Annotated in this window: 14 protein-coding genes and 2 pseudogenes; 5 read left to right on the top strand and 11 right to left on the bottom strand. The window is 70.8% G+C overall.

All coding sequences use genetic code 11. The features are described from left to right. From AC3ERS_RS06425 to AC3ERS_RS06400, 6 genes and pseudogenes are all read right to left on the bottom strand, one after another. Positions 1 to 1956 (bottom strand): FAD-dependent oxidoreductase, encoded by a 1956-nt coding sequence (locus tag AC3ERS_RS06425; RefSeq protein WP_431964437.1) that lies wholly within the window; start codon positions 1954 to 1956, stop codon positions 1 to 3. Positions 1957 to 2136: 180 nt separating this feature from the next. Beyond that, positions 2137 to 2916, bottom strand: coding sequence for a DNA-formamidopyrimidine glycosylase family protein (locus AC3ERS_RS06420; protein WP_431964435.1), 780 nt, complete (start codon positions 2914 to 2916; stop codon positions 2137 to 2139). Between the two features lie 15 nt (positions 2917 to 2931). Next, positions 2932 to 4977, bottom strand: a complete 2046-nt coding sequence (locus tag AC3ERS_RS06415; protein ID WP_488186837.1) for an Lhr family ATP-dependent helicase — start codon at positions 4975 to 4977, stop codon at positions 2932 to 2934. A gap of 111 nt (positions 4978 to 5088) precedes the next feature. Then, positions 5089 to 5772 (bottom strand): annotated as a pseudogene (locus AC3ERS_RS06410) (ATP-dependent helicase); the annotation flags it as partial. Positions 5773 to 6078: 306 nt separating this feature from the next. Further along, positions 6079 to 7980, bottom strand: a pseudogene (locus tag AC3ERS_RS06405) (DEAD/DEAH box helicase); the annotation flags it as partial. A gap of 150 nt (positions 7981 to 8130) precedes the next feature. Further along, entirely contained in the window at positions 8131 to 9774 is a 1644-nt protein-coding gene (locus tag AC3ERS_RS06400; protein WP_431964433.1) for an acyl-CoA dehydrogenase family protein, read from the bottom strand. Positions 9775 to 9815: 41 nt separating this feature from the next. Between AC3ERS_RS06400 and AC3ERS_RS06395 the strand changes: the two genes are divergently transcribed. Next, positions 9816 to 10415, top strand: a complete 600-nt coding sequence (locus AC3ERS_RS06395) for a TetR/AcrR family transcriptional regulator (protein WP_431964431.1) — start codon at positions 9816 to 9818, stop codon at positions 10413 to 10415. Between the two features lie 103 nt (positions 10416 to 10518). After that, positions 10519 to 11064 (top strand): histidine phosphatase family protein, encoded by a 546-nt coding sequence (locus AC3ERS_RS06390; RefSeq protein ID WP_431964429.1) that lies wholly within the window; start codon positions 10519 to 10521, stop codon positions 11062 to 11064. Between the two features lie 13 nt (positions 11065 to 11077). Here AC3ERS_RS06390 and AC3ERS_RS06385 read toward each other — a convergent pair whose 3' ends face one another. Further along, positions 11078 to 11698, bottom strand: coding sequence for a TetR/AcrR family transcriptional regulator (locus AC3ERS_RS06385; RefSeq protein ID WP_431964427.1), 621 nt, complete (start codon positions 11696 to 11698; stop codon positions 11078 to 11080). Between the two features lie 68 nt (positions 11699 to 11766). Between AC3ERS_RS06385 and AC3ERS_RS06380 the strand changes: the two genes are divergently transcribed. Both AC3ERS_RS06380 and AC3ERS_RS06375 read left to right on the top strand, forming a co-directional pair. Then, positions 11767 to 12714 carry a patatin-like phospholipase family protein gene (locus tag AC3ERS_RS06380; RefSeq protein WP_431964425.1) on the top strand — a complete coding sequence of 316 codons (948 nt, stop codon included), beginning with the start codon at positions 11767 to 11769 and terminating at the stop codon, positions 12712 to 12714. Next, positions 12711 to 13550, top strand: a complete 840-nt coding sequence (locus tag AC3ERS_RS06375; RefSeq protein WP_431964423.1) for an SDR family oxidoreductase — start codon at positions 12711 to 12713, stop codon at positions 13548 to 13550. The genes AC3ERS_RS06380 and AC3ERS_RS06375 overlap by 4 nt, the downstream gene beginning before the upstream one ends. A gap of 122 nt (positions 13551 to 13672) precedes the next feature. Here AC3ERS_RS06375 and AC3ERS_RS06370 read toward each other — a convergent pair whose 3' ends face one another. After that, positions 13673 to 14386 carry a MerR family transcriptional regulator gene (locus AC3ERS_RS06370; protein WP_431964421.1) on the bottom strand — a complete coding sequence of 238 codons (714 nt, stop codon included), beginning with the start codon at positions 14384 to 14386 and terminating at the stop codon, positions 13673 to 13675. Positions 14387 to 14449: 63 nt separating this feature from the next. Between AC3ERS_RS06370 and AC3ERS_RS06365 the strand changes: the two genes are divergently transcribed. Next, positions 14450 to 14959, top strand: coding sequence for a DUF6194 family protein (locus AC3ERS_RS06365; RefSeq protein ID WP_431964548.1), 510 nt, complete (start codon positions 14450 to 14452; stop codon positions 14957 to 14959). Positions 14960 to 15090: 131 nt separating this feature from the next. On the opposite strand, the gene AC3ERS_RS06360 is transcribed toward AC3ERS_RS06365, so the two are convergent. The 3 genes from AC3ERS_RS06360 to AC3ERS_RS06350 are packed head-to-tail and all read right to left on the bottom strand — an operon-like array spanning position 15091 to position 16004. After that, positions 15091 to 15324, bottom strand: a complete 234-nt coding sequence (locus AC3ERS_RS06360; RefSeq protein WP_431964419.1) for a hypothetical protein — start codon at positions 15322 to 15324, stop codon at positions 15091 to 15093. Further along, positions 15321 to 15818, bottom strand: coding sequence for a DUF4254 domain-containing protein (locus AC3ERS_RS06355; RefSeq protein ID WP_431964417.1), 498 nt, complete (start codon positions 15816 to 15818; stop codon positions 15321 to 15323). The genes AC3ERS_RS06360 and AC3ERS_RS06355 overlap by 4 nt, the downstream gene beginning before the upstream one ends. Positions 15819 to 15824: 6 nt before the next feature. Beyond that, positions 15825 to 16004, bottom strand: a complete 180-nt coding sequence (locus AC3ERS_RS06350) for a hypothetical protein (protein ID WP_431964415.1) — start codon at positions 16002 to 16004, stop codon at positions 15825 to 15827. Positions 16005 to 16038 lie beyond the last annotated feature (34 nt).

Raw genomic sequence — 16038 nt, 5'->3', positions numbered from 1 at the left:
TCAACTCAGCCGCGCGGCAAGACGTTTCGCGTTCATCAGAGCGATCGCCTCGATCGACACCATGGGGTTCACGCCGGACGCCGTCGGGAAGCAGGACGCGTCCGCGACGACGATATCGGGCACCTCCCAGGTCGCGCCGTCGGGATCGGTCGCCGACATGTCGCGCGAGCCGCCCATTCGCGCCGAGCCCATGATGTGCAGCGCGCCCATCCCGCAGCGACCCGGCTCGTATCCGGCCGCGAGGCAGGACGCGACGAATTCCGCGTGCGAGCCGCTGACGCCGGGCTCGTACGTCGCGCCCGCTTGATGGCCGGAGAAGACGCGTCGCGCGCCCGCCGCCTCGAGAATGCTTGCCGCGCCCGCGATTCCGGTGTGCAGGTGGGCGCGGTCGCGCTCGGAGAGCCGGTAGCGGACGATGGGCTCACCCGCCTGGTCCACCGTGACCCGCCCGTGGTCGCGGTCGCGGGTGATCACGCCGACGGCCGCGGTGCGGGCCAGATCCAGCATGGCGGCGCGGTGCTCCGCCCCGCCACGCCAGTTCATGAAGCCGACCAGCAGGCCGGGGTGCAGCGGGCCGGTCTCGTAGATCACGCCGTAGCCGTGCTCGTCGAGATCGCTGTGCCTGCGCGAGATCCGGGTCTGCAACCCGCCCTCCCACGGCCGGATCTCCTCGTCGAAGACGCCGAACACCGCCGAGGCCGGATGCAGCCGCAGGTAATCGCCGATGTTCTTGTTCCGCAACCCGGAACGACGCAGCAGCGCGGGCGTCTGGACGGCTCCCGCGGCGACCACCACGGCGCGGGCGCGCACCGTGAACTCCGCGCCGTCGGCGGTGACCGCGCGGACGCCCTCGGCGCGGCCGCCGGAGACCTCGACGCGGCGGACGTCGGCGCCGACCACCAGGCGCGCGCCGTGCGCGGCCGCGTCGGCCAGCCAGGTCTTGGTCACGGTCTGCTTCGCGCCGAGCCGGCAGCCGTAGCCGCAGCGACCGCACTCGACGCTCGCGTCGCAGGCCGCGGTGACGTTGCGTGGCAGCGGGGCGACGTCCCAGCCCAGCGCCGCGAGCCCGCGCTCGAGCACCCCGTCGCGCGCCGAGCCGGGCGAGCGGTCGTAGGTGACGCCCAGCCGCTGTTCGACGGCGTCGAGGGCGGCGCCGTATTCGTCCTCGGCGAACTGGGTGGCGCCCAGGCTCGCCCATTCCGCGCGCACCTCGTCCGGTGTGCGCAGCGAGGTGCTCCAGTTGACCACCGTGCCGCCGCCGAGGCACGTGCCCGCCACCAGGGTGAGCTGGCCTTCCGCGGTGGCCGCCGGGCCCGGCGCGTACAACCGCAGCAGCGCGTCGAGTTCCCCGGCACCGAAGTCGGCGTCGTCGTAGTACTCGCCGCGCTCCAGCACGATCACGTCGAGGCCCGCCTCGGCGAGCACCGCCGCCGCCGCGCCGCCGCCCGCACCGGAACCGACGACGACCACATCGCAGTCCAGGGCCGCGCCCGCCTCGGGCCGCACCGGATGCAGGGCGGGCTTCGGCGCGTTGGGCAACGGGCCTGGCGGGGAGGGGTAGCCCATCTCCTTCCACAGCGGATTGCTGCCGTCGGGTCCCGGCGTGGTGTAGTACGCCAGCAGCGCGGCTTGCTTGAGCGCCTGGAAGATCGCGCGCTTGGCGCCGAACCGCGATTCGCCGAGCCGAAGCAGCAGCCGTTCGCGGTCGGCCTGCGAGCGGGCCGAGAACCGGCGCGGACCCATGCCCGCGAGCAGGCCGAGGACCGGCGAATCCCACAGGCCGAGGAGCGTCGCCACCTGTTTGCGTTCGGCCTCACGCGGATTGCGGGAGAGCAGTCGGACCACCACGTCGGCGACGCCGAGCTCGGAGGCGGGCGGCAGCGCGAGACCGTCGCCGGGCGCGAACGTGTCGCAGATCAGCTCCAGCGCCGCCCGCTGCCCTGCCGTGAGTTCCATGGCATTCTCCCCGAGACCGGAAAAGTGTGCGGCGCAATCGGAATTGCTGCTCACATACGTTCAACGAGCTCGAACCCTACTCCGGAGTTTTGTGGGCGTAAAGACCGATTGGCAACCGATTGGGGCCGTGTCCTACCGACGCTCACAGAGAATGCGAAACAACTTCCTTGGGCTGCGCCCTCAGGCCGGTTCCGGTTGGCAGCGAGGGCAATAGTAGATGCCGCGCTCGCGCTGCGTGATGCGATCCGAGGCCGGGTTCGTCTCACCGAGCGGCCGCACCTCGATCCGGGTGCCGCAGCGTTGACACGGACGACGCTGGCGGCCGTAGACCAGCGGTCGCCACGGCGGCCGGTGCACCGCCTCGGTGAGCACCCGGTGCGCCTCGTTGACCAGGGCGAGCAGATCCGGCACCGCGGCGACCGGGGTGGCCGGGTGCACTCTGCGGAGGAAGCAGACCTCGCTGCGGTAGATGTTGCCGATGCCCGCCAGATTGCGCTGATCGAGCAGGGCGAGGCCGACGGGTTGCGCGGGATGTCGCGCCAAGCGCCGAACCGCCTCGGCCGCATCCCAATTCGCGCCGAGCAGATCGGGGCCGAGGTGATCGGTCGCGGTGTGCTCGTCGGCGCGGCGCAGCACCTCGACAGTGCCGAGCGAGAAGCCGACGGCCTCGGTGTCGTCGGTGCCGAGCACCACGCGCGCGCTCACCCGCGGCCGGGTCCAGCGCTCGCCCACGCAGTAAGTGCGCCACTCCCCCTCCATCTTCAGATGGGTGTGGATGCTGGCGGTGGTGGTGCGGATGAACAGGTGCTTGCCGTAGCTGCCGACCTCTTCCACCAGATCGCCGACGAGATCCACCGTCGCATAGCGCGGCACCCGGAAATCGCTGCGCACCAGCGTCTTTCCGGAGAGCGCGAGCCGCAGCCGATGCGCGGTCAGAAAGACCGTGTCACCCTCGGGCATTCACCTCTCCCGCCGTCACGGTTGCCTCCGCAGGCGCAGCCCGCGCGGCGTGGCGGAGAAACCCGCCTCGGCGAGGAAGCCCGCGAAGGTGTTGCCGTGCACCGATTCTCCGTCCACCCGGTCGATCACCAGTGAGTCGACCCTCCGGCGGCGGACCAGCTCGGCGAGTTCCGCGGCGGCGGCCTGGCGCGCGTTCGGGTCCTCGGTGAAGGTGAGCAGCGTCTTGCCGCCGCGCTCGAGATAGAGCACGAGGTCACCGTCCACCAGCACGACGAGCGCGCCCGCCTTGCGGCCGGGGCGGTGGCCGCTGTCGCCGTCGCCCTTGGGCCAGCCGAGGGCCGCGCCGTACGGATTGGCTGGGTCGCAGGCGGCTATCGCCAGCGCCTTGCCCCGCCGCGCCGGATCGCCGGAGCGGGCGCGGTCGGTGTCGAAGGAGCGCAGCCGGTCGACCACGTCGGTGGTGGAGAACTGCGCGCCGCCGAGCGAGTCGACGAAATAGCCACGGCGGCACCGGCCGCGATCCTCGAATTCGGTGAGCACCCGGTACATCAGCGCGAAACCGCCCGCCACGCCCTCGTTCTGCACCGATCCCCTGGTCAGCACGCCGTAGCGCTCCAGAAGCATGTCCGCCGTGGCGTGCGCGCGAATCGTGTTGTCGGCGACGCGTTCCGGCAGCAGCGACCAGCGCCCGGCGACCGCGGGCGGACCCGATCGGGTCGGCATGCTCGGGCGGGGCAGGTAGGCGCGGCCGCGTGGTGCGCGACGCGGCGTCCGGTGCGCGGTCGTGGTGCGCGAGGTGCCCGCGAGCAAGGCGCGCACCGGCGCGAAGGTGTCGCCGGAGACCACCCCCGCCCACACCAGCTCCCACAGGGCCGCGGCCACCGCCGTGTCGTCCAGCAGGCCGGTGGCGTCGGAGAGCTGACGGAAGAAGTACGCGCCGCCGCCGTGCAGTACCGGAGGCAGCCGGATGGGCTCGGCATCGGCGCGGAGCGCAGCACCGGCCGGATGCTCGTCCGCCGACGGCGCGGAACCATCGAGCGGCGAGGCGGTGTCTCCTAGGGTGAGCTGTGTCCGCGCCGCCAAGGACGCGCCGAGCGCGTCGAGCAGGCGCAGGTGTGTCTCGGACAGCTCGATCTCGTCCGGCGGCGCCAGCGTGAACGAGGCCTGCTCGGCCAAGTGCAGCGCGATCCACCCGTCCTTGGCCGTGATGGCGCCGTGCCCTGACCACACCACCTCGCCGGTGGCCATCAGCTCGTCCAGCATCGCGGGCGAATAATCGCGGACCCGGGCGGGCAGGATCAGCGACTCCCACGCCGAGGCCGGAATGGGCACTCCGGCAAGCTGTTCCACCACGGCCGCGACACCGTCGACGCCGCGCAGCTCGCCGGTCTCGACATGCTGCCAGGACGGCAGGAAGCGCCCGAAGGCCGCGGTCGCGACGGGCTCCACCTCGTGCCGCGCCGCGGCGAGCGACCGCCGTCGCAGCCGCCGCAGCACCTGGGTGTCGCACCATTCGGCGCCGTTGGCCCCCGGCGTGAATTCGCCTTCCACCGCCCGCTTTTCGGCTACCAGGCGATGCAACGCAGTAGCGGCGACGGCGGGGCCGATACCGAAGCGCGCGGCGACGGCGTCGGTGGTGAACGGTCCGTGCGTGCGGGCATAGCGGCCGACCAGGTCGCCGAGCGGGTCGGCGACCGGTTCGATGAACGCGGCGGGAGTGCCGATCGGCAGCGGGACGCCGAGCGCGTCGCGCAGGCGGGAGGCGTCCTCGACGGCGACCCACCAGGTCCGGCCCGCGAACGAGACCTCCAGCGCGCGCCGGGCTTTCGCGAGTTCGCCGAACCAGGGACGCGGGTCGGCCGCGGGTTCGTCGACCGCACCCGAATCCGCCCCCTCGTCGGCGGCGCTGGGCACCGCGTCATCGACAAGGCTCGGCACCGCCTCATCGGCACCCTGCGGCCGCTCATCATCGACCTCGTGCGCTGACGCACCATCGACCCCGCGCAGCTGCACATCACCGGCAGCATGCGGCAGCGCACCGTCGACACCCTGCGGCCGCACCGCACCGACACAGCGCAACGCCGCCTCTTCCGGGGTCAGCGGCCCGAGCAAGCGCAGCAGGTCCGCGAGGCCCTCGGCGTCGCGCGCGCGGCGTTCCGGCGTGAGCCGTTGCAGTTCACGCTCGGTCTGCGCCAGCACCACCGGGTCGAGCAGCTCACGCAGTTCGACGCGGCCCAGCAGCTCGGCGAGCAACCCGGAATCCAGCGAGAGCGCGGCGGCCCTTCGCTCGGCCAGCGGACTGTCACCCTCGTACATGAACTGGCCGATGTAGTCGAACAGCAGCGCGCCCGCGAACGGCGAGGGCGTCGCGGTCTCCACCTCGACCAGTCGCACCTGCCTGCGCGCGACCCGGCCGAGCAGATCCCGCAGGTTCGGCAGATCGTAGACGTCGCGCAGGCATTCGCGCACCGTCTCCAACAGGATCGGGAAGTCGGGGAACTTGCGCGCCACGTCCAGCAGCTGCGCCGAGCGCTGCCGCTGCTGCCACAGCGGGGCGCGTTTGCCCGGATCGCGCCGTGGCAGCAGCAGCGCCCGCGCCGCGCATTCGCGAAACCGGGACGCGAAAAGCGCGGAGCCGCCGACCTGTTCGGTGACGATGTCGTCGATCTCGTCCTGTTCGAAGACGAACAGCTCCGCGCCGGGCGGATCGTCGGTGGTGTCCGGCAGCCGCACCACGATGCCGTCGTCGGAGGCGGTCGGCGCGGCGTCCACGCCGAACCTTTCGCGCAGCCGGGAGCCGACCGCGAGCGCCCACGGCGCGTGCACCGGCAGACCGTACGGCGAATGCAGCACCAGCCGCCAGTCGCCCAGTTCGTCGCGGAACCGCTCGACGATCAGCGTCCGGTCGGTGGGCAGCTGACCGGTGGCGGTGCGCTGATCCTCCAGCAGAGTGACGAGATTCGCGGTGGCGTTGTCGTCGAGTCCGGCGGCGCGGGCGAGGCGGCCGAGGCCGTCGGTCTCCACATTCGGTGCGGAATCGCCTGCGGCGCCGCCTTTCCCACGTTCGGCGCGCCGGGACGTGCCCTTCCGGGATGCGGACGGTCCCTCGGCGGCGGCCGTCGGGGCGACCGGTCTGGTGAGCGCCTGGGCGGATTCCCGACCCGCATTGCGGATGAATTCGCCCAGCGCCGCGCCCAATTCGGCGGGCCTGCCGAGGCCGTCACCGTGCCAGAACGGCAGCCTGCCCGGCTGTCCGAAGGCGGGCGTCACCATGACCCGGTCGAAGGTGATCTCCTCGATGCGCCAGCTGGTCGCGCCGAGGGCGAACACGTCACCGACGCGGGATTCGTAGACCATCTCCTCGTCGAGTTCGCCGACCCGTGAGTTCCGTTCGCCCACCATGTACACCGCGAACATGCCGCGGTCCGGGATCGCGCCGCCGGAGGTCACCGCCAGCCGCTGCGCGCCGGGGCGGCCGGTGAGCGTGCCCGCGTCGCGATCCCACACCAGCCGGGGGCGCAGTTCCGCGAATTCGTCGGAGGGATAGCGGCCGGAGAGCAGGTCGAGCACCGACTCGTAGGCAGAGCGCGGCAGCCCGGCGTAGCTGCCGGTCCCGCGCACGATGTCGAACCAGGCGTCCACGTCGATCGGTTCGAGCGCGCAGGCCGCGACCGTCTGCTGGGCCAGGATGTCGAGCGGGTGGGCCGGGATCTGAATCGCCTCGATCTGCCCGGTCACCATCCGCTGCGCGGCGACGGCGCAGTGGATGACGTCGGTGCGGTGCTTCGGGAACAGCACGCCGCGGGAGATCTCGCCGACCTGATGACCAGCGCGCCCGATGCGCTGCAAGCCGCTCGCCACCGAGGGCGGCGCCTCGACCTGCACCACCAGGTCGACCGCGCCCATATCGATACCGAGTTCCAGGCTGCTCGTCGCGACCACGCAGCGCAGGCGACCGCTCTTCAGATCGTCCTCGATGAGCGCGCGCTGCTCCTTGCTCACCGATCCGTGGTGCGCGCGGGCCAGCAGCTGGTCGGCCCCGTGGATCACCTCGGTGGACGCGCCCAGCTGCGCGGGCGGCGCGTGCGCTGTGTCGATCGGATCACCGAGCCGGGCCGCGTAGGCCTCGTTGAGCCGGGCCGTGAGCCGTTCGGCCAGCCTGCGCGAATTCGCGAACACGATCGAGGAGTTGTGGTCCAGGACCAGATCGACGATGGCCTCGTCCACGTGCGGCCAGATCGAGCCCGGCTGATCGGATTCTCCGGGCTCGGTCATGTCCGCCACCGGCACCCGCACCGACAGGTCGAAGGTCTTGGGGGCGGGCGGGGACACGATGGTGATCGGCGCGTTGCCCACGAGGAACCGGCCCACCTCCTCCGGCGGGCGCACGGTGGCCGAGAGTCCGATGCGCTGGGCGGGCCGCTCGGTCATCAGATCCAGCCGGGCCAGCGACAGCGCCAGGTGCGAGCCGCGCTTGGAACCGGCGATGGCGTGCACCTCGTCCACGATCACCGTCCGCACGGTGCGCAGGGTCTCGCGCGCCGCGGAGGTGAGCATGAGGAACAGCGACTCCGGCGTGGTGATCAGGATGTCGGGCGGCGTGCGCTGCATCGCGCGCCGGTCAGCGGCGCTGGTGTCGCCCGAGCGCACGCCGACGGTGATGTCGGGCGGGTCGAGACCGAGCCGTTTGGCGGTCTGGGTGACGCCGACCAGCGGCGCGCGCAGGTTGCGCTCCACGTCCACCGCGAGCGCCTTCAGCGGCGACACGTACAGCACCGTGGTGCCCGCGTGCTCGACCTTGCCGTCTCCGGTCTCGCCACCTTGACGGCGCGTCCGGCGCTGGGCTGCCTCGCGGTCCCGGCGCTCCCGCGCGGCCAGTTCGTCGATCGCCCACAGAAACGCCGAGAGTGTCTTGCCCGAGCCCGTCGGCGCGACCACCAGGGTGTGTTCTCCGGCCGCGATGGCCTGCCACGCGCCGAGCTGGGCCGAGGTCGGCGCGGGGAAGGCGCCGTCGAACCATTCCTGGGTCGCGCGGGAGAACATGGCGGTGGAGAAGGTGGCCATGCGATCAGTCTGCACCCCGCCACCGACAGGCACCCGGCCGCGCGGCGGCAACCGGCCGCTCGGAGACGCAGTCGCCGTCGAGCCGGGTCGAGGAAGGCATCAACGCCGCCTACAACCTCTCGGACGAACCCGAAAGCATGGCCACATCGACTAGATGACTTTGGGGAGGGCCCGTTCGATGATCGGGGTGGTGTCGAGGGCTGGTGGCAGAGTTCCGTAGGCGGTTCCCCAGTCGCGGTGCAAGCGGGTGGCGCAGAACGCATCCGCCACCGCTGGGTGTCCGTGCCTGACCAGGAGCGAGCCCTGCAGGGTGAGGGCCATGGTTTCGACGAGGCGCCGGGCTCCGGCTTGGACACCGTCCAGATCGTCGGTGGTGAGCAGGGCGCCGAGTTCGGTGCGCAGACGATCGGCGGCAGCATCGAGGTTCCGGTCGGCGCCGGCGGCTTTGTCGACCTCGGCGAGGAAAGCGGCGACCGTCTCCGGCTGTTTGGCCATGGCGCGCAGCACGTCGAGCGCCGCGACGTTGCCGGAGCCTTCCCAGATCCCCAGCACCGGAGCTTCACGGTAGAGCATGGGCATCCCCGATTCCTCGACATAGCCGTTGCCGCCGAGGCATTCGAGGGCTTCGGCGATATGCGCCGGCCAACGCTTGCACAGCCAGTATTTCGACACGGCGAGCGTGAGCCGTTGGAAGTGGTCCTCGGCCTCGTCGCCGTTCTTCGCCCGGTCGGTCGCGGCCGCGAGCCTGGTCATCAAGGTGGTGGCAGCCTCGGCCTCGACGGCCAGATCCGCCAGGACATTGCGCATGAGCGGCTGGTCGATGAGCTGGCGGCCGAACGCACGGCGGTGAGCGGTGTGGTGGATAGCTCGAGTGAGGCCGGCGCGCATGCCCGAGGCTGCGCCGATCACACAGTCCAATCGGGTCAGGTTGACCATTTGGAGAATCGTCGGCACACCGCGGCCTTCCTCCCCGACCAACCAGGCCGTCGCTTCGTCGTACTCGACCTCGGCGGAGGCGTTGGAGTGGTTGCCGAGTTTGTCCTTGAGCCGCTGCAAGTGCATGCGGTTGCGGGTGCCGTCGGGTAGGACCCGCGGGAGCAGGAAGCACGACAGCCCGCCGGGCGCCTGGGCCAAGAGCAAGAAGATGTCGCTCATCGGCGCCGAGGTGAACCATTTGTGTCCGGTGACCAGATAGGAGCCGTCGGGCTGCGGGACGGCACGAGTGGTGACGGCGCGCAGATCCGAGCCTCCCTGCTTCTCGGTCATCGACATACCCGCGATCAGGCCCGCCTTGGTGAGCGGCGGTCGAAGCCCGAAATCATAAGACCGCGAGACCAGAAGCGGCTCATAGGAACTCGCCAGGGCGGGGCTGTGCCGCAGCGCGGCCACGCTGGCATAGGTCATCGATATCGGGCAGATGTGACCGGCCTCCGTCGGCCAGACGTACAGCTTCGCCGCCCGAGCGAGATGTGCGTAGGGCCGGTCGTCGTCCCAGGCCGATCCGTGCAGCCCGTGGCCGACCGCGCGAGCCATCACCTCGTGCCAGGCGGGGTCGAACTCGACCTCGTCGATGCGGTGCCCATACCGATCGTGGGTGCGCAGGACTGGTGGATGAGCGTTGGCCTGCCGCGCCCACGCCTGGACCCGTTCCGAGGCGGCCATGGCGCCGACCTCCCGAACCTCGGCCTCGGCCTCGCCGCCCCCGTCCCGGTGCAGACCTTCCAGCAGAGCCGGATCGTCGGCCGGATTGTGGCCGGTCAGCGGGGGAACCTGGTTGAAGACCACATGGGTCATTACGTCTCCCAAACATAACGTAGTTGTGTTACGCTAAAACCATGGCACGCGCACCACTGGGACGTCAACAGCTCCTCACCGCGGCTAGGGCCGAGCTCGTAGCCGGGAACGGCAACCTCGACCTCGCCTCGGTCACCCGGCGAGCCGGGGTCACGAGCGGCGCTCTCTACCACCATTTCGGGTCCAAGGCCGGACTGGTCACGGCGATCTACACGGCGTTCTACGACGGTCTCGACGAGCTCTTGTCCGATGAGGGACTGCCGGACGAGTCCGACTGGAGCGCACGGGAGCGCGAACGCACGCGCCGGATCGTCGACTACCACTTCGCCGATCCGCTGGCCGAGATCTTCCTGAATCGCGCGGCCCCCGATCCGCAGATTGCCGAACTGGAACCTCTGCTGATCCAGCGCGTCAGTGACGCCACGGCACGCAACATCCGGCGCGGCCAGCAACTCGGCCAACTCGACGCCGACATCGACCCCGACAGCGCGGGCGCCTACATCATCGGCGGACTGCGTCACGCACTGGCGCAGCAGCTACGAACCGTGCCACGCGTGTCCACGGAGACGGCCACCGCGCTGCTGTGGCGATACGTCGCAGCCACCCTCGGCCTCACCACACCGGAGCGAGGACAGATCTGACGCGCGCCCGGAAGGCAAACCGCGCGCTACTAGGTGGCACCCGTCGAGCCACCTAGCGAGGGATAAGGGCCCGCTCGCGGGCGGCGGGTAATACGCTTCCACCGTGCAGAAGGTGCTCAGACTCGACCTGGTCAGCCATGGCATGACCGAGGCGATGCGAAAGGCACGCTTTCCAGTCGACGAATCTCTCACCGAGGCGGGCCGCCGCGCCATCGCCGCCTGCACGCCGCTGACCGCGCCGCGAGTGCTCACCGGACCGGAGCGTCGCACCGTCGAGACCGCTGCCCTGCTCGGCCTGCCCGGCGAGGAGGACGACCGGCTGCGTGACCTGGACGCGGGCGCGTGGCGCGGCGGCGAGCTGATGTCGGTGCCGCAGGACGAGCTCTACGCCTGGCTGACCAACCCGCAGTTCCGCGGGCACGGCGGGGAATCGGTGACCGACGTGATCGAGCGGACCAGGTACTGGATGGCCGAGATCGCGTCCGCGGGCATGTCCACCGTCGCCGTGACCCACCCCGCGGTGATCCGCGCGGCGCTGCTGGTGACCCTGGACGCCCCGCCGAAATCGTTCTGGCGGATCGACATTCCGCCGGGCAGCGTCACCCGGCTGCACTATCGCGGCGAGTGGACCCTGCACTTCCCGCCGTGAACGTGGCGAGTACTCATTCGGCGGCGCGCACGGGCGTCGACCGTTCGGCGACGCTCAGCAGCAGCCGCACCGCGTCGGTGATCAACCGGGCCGACAGGGACGGGTCGATGGCGCGCTGAATGCCGAGCCCGAGACCGAGGCTGAGCACCGTGGCCGCGGCGTCCTCGGCGGGCATCGGCAGGACCAACCCGAGGCTGTCCGCCAGGGTCTGCAACTGCGCGGCCACCGCGCCGCGCACGGCGCCGAGGCTGGACACCAGCGCGGCCCGCAACTCGGGATCGTCGCGGGAGAGCGTGGCGAATTCGAACTCGAGCATGGTCCAGCCGACGTCGCCGAGGGTGTGTTCGGCCCAGTCCTGAAGTCGCGTGAGCCGGTCGTCCAGGCTCTCGTCCGCGGAGACGAGCTCGGCGACCTCGCCGAACTTGGTGGCGTGGATGTGCTCGAGCACCTCGAGGCACAGCTCCTTCTTGGTGCGGAAGTTGGAGTAGACCGCGCCCTTGGAGTAGCCGGCCTCCTCCGCGACCCGCTCCATCGAGGTCTTCGCGTAGCCGTCGGCGAGGAAGAGATCGCGCGCCGTCGCGACCAGATCGGCCCTGGTGCGGGCCTGACTCTCGGAGCGGGTCAGTCGTGCCATGCGGCGATTCTACGTACCGTGAGATTTCGGATACCGAGAGAATTTGGATTCTGCTAGTGTGCGAAACCATGGGTAACAACAACGGGACACAGCGACGTGGCCTGGCCATCGGGTGCGGAGGCACGGTCGGCGCCGCCTGGATCGTCGCCGCACTGGCCGCCGTGCGCGACGCGCTCGACTGGGATCCGCGCGAGGCCGACGTCCTGATCGGCACGTCGGCGGGCGCGGAGCTGGTGGCCATGCTCGGCAGCGGCATCGGCGTCGAGGAACTGGTCGCCATGCAGGAAGGCCGGAGCACGAACCCGATCCTGCTCGAGCACATGCGCGACGCGCCGGGACGATTCCCGCCGCTGCCCCGCCCCCGCCTCGGCGCACCGCGGCTGAGTCTGCGCGCGGCGGGTTCGGCGCAGCGGCTGCTCACCGCGGGCAGCGGCCTGCTGCCGATCGGCGGCGGCGACGCCGGCTGGTTGCAGCGGCTCGCCGAGCGGCTCAACCCGGGCCGCGACTGGACGCCACACCCCGCGACGTGGCTGGTCGCCATGGATTACGCCACGGGACAACGGGTTCCGTTCGGCGCGCCGGACGCGCCCGATGCCACACTCGGGGCGGCGCTGCGCGCGTCCTGGGCTATCCCCGGCTGGCTGCCGCCGGTCTCGATCGCCGGACGCCGGTTCGTCGACGGTGGCGCCGGATCTACCGCGTCGGTGGATCTGCTCACCGGGCAGGGCTTGGACGAGGTCGTGGTGCTCGCACCGATGGCCTCCGCGGCGCGAGTGCCCGCCACCGGTCCCGGCCATTTCCTGGAACGTCAGCTGCGCGACCGGATGAGCGCCCAGCTCGACGCGGAGATCGCCGAACTGCGCGCCGGGGGCACCCGGGTGCTGCTGCTCGGCGCGACCGCCGAGGACCTCGCGGTGATGGGCCCCAACTTCATGGACGGCCGCCGCCGTCTCGACACCTTCCGGCACAGTCTGCGCAGCACTCGCCGCGCCCTCGAACAAGGAGCGTTCGCATGAGAATTCTCGGTCACGGATATCCAGCCATCGATGTGCGGGACGCCCGGGTGCTGATCACCGGCGCCGGGCGCGGCATCGGCCGGTCCACCGCCCAGATCTTCGCCGACGCCGGAGCCGAGGTGGCCATCGCCGACGTCGACACCGCAGCAGCCGAAGCCGCGGTAGCGGCCATCGGCGCCCGCGCCTTCGAGCTCGACGTACGCGTCCGCGACCAGTGGGACAAGGCCGTCGCCGAGCTCGGTCGCGTCGACATCCTGGTCAACAACGCGGGCGTGATGCCGGCGGGCGCGTTCCTGGACGAGCCCGACGCGGTCGGCCGCGCCACCATCGACATCAATGTCTGGGGTCTGATCCACGGAATGCGCGCGGTGGCGCCGGGGATGATCGCGCGCGGGCGCGGACACATCGTGAACGTCGCCTCCCTGGCGGGCAAGCTCCCGATTCCCGGCCTGGCCGTCTACAACGCCAGCAAGTTCGCCGCCGTCGGCCTCTCGGCCGCAACGCGTTTGGAGTTCGCCGAGCAAGGCGTGAGCGTCAGCTGCGTGCTGCCCTCCGCGGTGCGCACCAGGCTGTCCTCGGGCCTGACCCTGGGGCGCGGGATGCCCACCGTCGACCCGGAAGACGTCGCCGCCGCCATCGTCCAGACCCTCCAGACGCGCAAAGCCGAAGTGGCCGTGCCGAATTACCTCGGTCCTCTCGACATCGCCCTGGCCGCCGCGCCGGAACGCGCTGTCCAGTTGGTTCGCAAACTCTTCGACGGCAACCGTGCGCTGAATCCCGCCGACACCGACGTGCGGGCGAAGTACGAGGAACAGGTCCGCGAGATCACGGACTGAACCATCCCCTCGGTATCGGCATCGAAATCCTCTGGCACGCACTGTCATCGATCAGCATCGTCTGTGCGTCGACGGCCTCGCGCGCCCCGGGCCGTCTGTGCCAGGCACGGTCTGAGGAACGATCACCTCGATGCGAGCACCATGCCGAGCGCGGCGGCGCCGTCCAGCAGGGCGCGCGAGCGGGCATCGATGCTCGCGTCTCGCGCGGCCAGCACGGCTGAGATCTCGTGCCATCTGTTCGCGCGGCGCAGTTCCGGCATCAGGGCGCGCAACGGGCCGATCCGGTAACCAGCCCGCCGCAGTTGGTTGACGATCCGCGCGTCTCGGACATCGCTCGGCGTGTACTCGCGCGCCCCGCGCGGACTGCCGCGACGCGGCGCGAGGAGTCCCTCGGATTCCCAGTGCCGCAACGCCGACGGCCGCACGCCGAGCGCACCGGCGAGCTCGGCGACGCTCATCGAATCGGCAGGCCGGACGTCGTCCATCGGCTCGACGGTGATCGCACCCGCCGCCCGCTTGGCCAGCTCCAGTTCCCGGCGCTCGGTGTCGAGCCGGGCATGCGCGGCGTCCAGGAGCGCGAGCAGGTCCGAGCCCGGGTAGGCGTGCGCGGCGCGCATGATTCGCTTGGCCTCCACCGGGCCCGCGCCCACCGCGAAGGCGCGATAGGCCACCGCGGAATGCAGGTGCGATTCCGTGTAGGTCCGGTAACCGGCGGCGGTGCGTGTCGCCGGAGGCAGGACGCCGTCGCGTTCCAGGTTGCGCACCTGCTGGACGGAGCACCCCACCCGTCTGGCGACATCGACCGTGCGCAGTCCAGGCGATTTGCGACTTGTCACGTCGACAACTCGGCGGTCGCGGACCGAAGTCTCCACAAGCACATGAATGAAACGCTAGAACACATGGAGATGGACGAGATCATCGAATTCGTCGCGGGACTCGACGGAGTCCTGACATTGAAGCCGCAACCCGGCGACGGCTCCCCCGAAATAAGCTGGGGCGACGCGTTCTTCTATTTCGCACCCGACGGCGTCGTCCCGCGAACGCAGCCCTTCGCCACGATCCTGACGAAGGACTACCCCGGCGACGAGACCTCGCGCCTGAGCCGCCCCGACACCTTCCGCGTGAACTTCTTCGCCGGAAAGGACGCCTTCCAGAACTGGACCGGCCGCACACCCCGCGACCCCGCCCCGGAGGACACGGACCCAAGCGCCACCGACATCGTCATGGCGCACCCGGTCTACGGCGGCCAGGGGTGGCTTGCCGCGGTGAATCCGGGCCCGCGCACGGAACCAGCGGTCCTCGACCTACTTCGAGCCGCCCACGACCTCGCCCGCTCCCGCTGGCACCGCCGCGCCGGGAACGATCAGCCCGTGCCCGACCAGCCGATACCCGATCGACCCGGCTCCTGATCGAGTTCGGTACCGCGCCGGATCGCTCCCGCGCATTGCGGTATTCGCCCTCGCGCACGTCTTCGCGAAGGATGGCCTGTTGCGCGGAGTGTGGACCGGCAACGGTTTCGAGTTGTAGGTGCTCGGCTGCATCAGCGGTTCCTTCCGTTCGACGGCGGGCATCGAACGGCCGAAGTGGATGCGCGGTGTGCGCCAGGCTCCCGGCCGGGCGTGATGCGATAGCCCTGGCGGACGAGGCGGTCCTGGATCTGCTGCACCTTCGGTCTCGGCGGTTCGTCCTCGGTGCGGAGGCCAACGGCGAGGATCGCGGCGATCATGACGGCCAGGGCGATCAGGACGAGGGGATCGTGTTGGAGCAGAGTCATTTCGGGGTCTCCGGGATGAGGTCGCGAACCGGCGGCCGGGGCTGTCTCGTGCGCTGGCCATCGACGGCCTCGGTCACGAGATCAGCCCAGCGGGTGGCGAGGTAGCCGACGTGCGACCACGCTCGGTGGAGTTCGTCGGCGGTGTGTTCGGCGCCGAGGACGAGTTCGGCGGCGACGTGTGCGGCGGCCATGCCGTCGACCGCCCGGCCGTAGCCGGTCGCCTGCGACCAGGGTTGGCGCGGTTGGATGTGCACGGCCACCCAGTCATCGATCAGAGTGCACAGTGCGCCGCGACGGCCGTCGATCCGGGTTTGTGTGGCGGGGTCGATGATTCGGGTCCGGTGCAGATGAGCCAGTGCGTGTGCCCACCGCAGCACGAGGTGGTCGCCGGGCTGATGTCCGGCGGCGCCGCGGAACGCGGCCGAAAGCTCACGCCATCCAGGAAGCGTCGGCCGGGAACCGTAACCGGCCGCCCGAACGATGTCCTCCGACATTGCCGCTCAGCCCAAAATCGTCGAGACGCGGGAGAGCGCGGCCAGATACTGGCGGCAGCGCGGGCCGTGCTCGGCGTGCTGCGACAGCACCAGCGCAGCGCGCTCGCGGTCCATGACGATCGGCGGACTTGCGCAGTCCCCGTGTTCGGTTTCCCACTGCTGTATGCGGTTCATCAGCGACGACATTTCGTGCCTCTCCCCTGCGATGGTTAGGGCACAC

This window comes from Nocardia sp. bgisy134 (genome assembly GCF_057708325.1).
This window is presented reverse-complemented; position numbering and strand designations above follow the sequence as displayed.

What these genes read in the sequence shown, in the direction of transcription:
- AC3ERS_RS06375 (WP_431964423.1), top strand. Translation starts at nt 12,711, where the DNA reads ATGAGAATTCTCGGTCACGGATATCCAGCCATCGATGTGCGGGACGCC.
- AC3ERS_RS06385 (WP_431964427.1), bottom strand. Translation starts at nt 11,698, where the DNA reads ATGGCACGACTGACCCGCTCCGAGAGTCAGGCCCGCACCAGGGCCGAT.
- AC3ERS_RS06425 (WP_431964437.1), bottom strand. Translation starts at nt 1,956, where the DNA reads ATGGAACTCACGGCAGGGCAGCGGGCGGCGCTGGAGCTGATCTGCGAC.
- AC3ERS_RS06400 (WP_431964433.1), bottom strand. Translation starts at nt 9,774, where the DNA reads ATGACCCATGTGGTCTTCAACCAGGTTCCCCCGCTGACCGGCCACAAT.
- AC3ERS_RS06420 (WP_431964435.1), bottom strand. Translation starts at nt 2,916, where the DNA reads ATGCCCGAGGGTGACACGGTCTTTCTGACCGCGCATCGGCTGCGGCTC.
- AC3ERS_RS06350 (WP_431964415.1), bottom strand. Translation starts at nt 16,004, where the DNA reads ATGTCGTCGCTGATGAACCGCATACAGCAGTGGGAAACCGAACACGGG.
- AC3ERS_RS06360 (WP_431964419.1), bottom strand. Translation starts at nt 15,324, where the DNA reads ATGACTCTGCTCCAACACGATCCCCTCGTCCTGATCGCCCTGGCCGTC.
- AC3ERS_RS06395 (WP_431964431.1), top strand. Translation starts at nt 9,816, where the DNA reads ATGGCACGCGCACCACTGGGACGTCAACAGCTCCTCACCGCGGCTAGG.
- AC3ERS_RS06355 (WP_431964417.1), bottom strand. Translation starts at nt 15,818, where the DNA reads ATGTCGGAGGACATCGTTCGGGCGGCCGGTTACGGTTCCCGGCCGACG.
- AC3ERS_RS06380 (WP_431964425.1), top strand. Translation starts at nt 11,767, where the DNA reads ATGGGTAACAACAACGGGACACAGCGACGTGGCCTGGCCATCGGGTGC.
- AC3ERS_RS06365 (WP_431964548.1), top strand. Translation starts at nt 14,450, where the DNA reads ATGGAGATGGACGAGATCATCGAATTCGTCGCGGGACTCGACGGAGTC.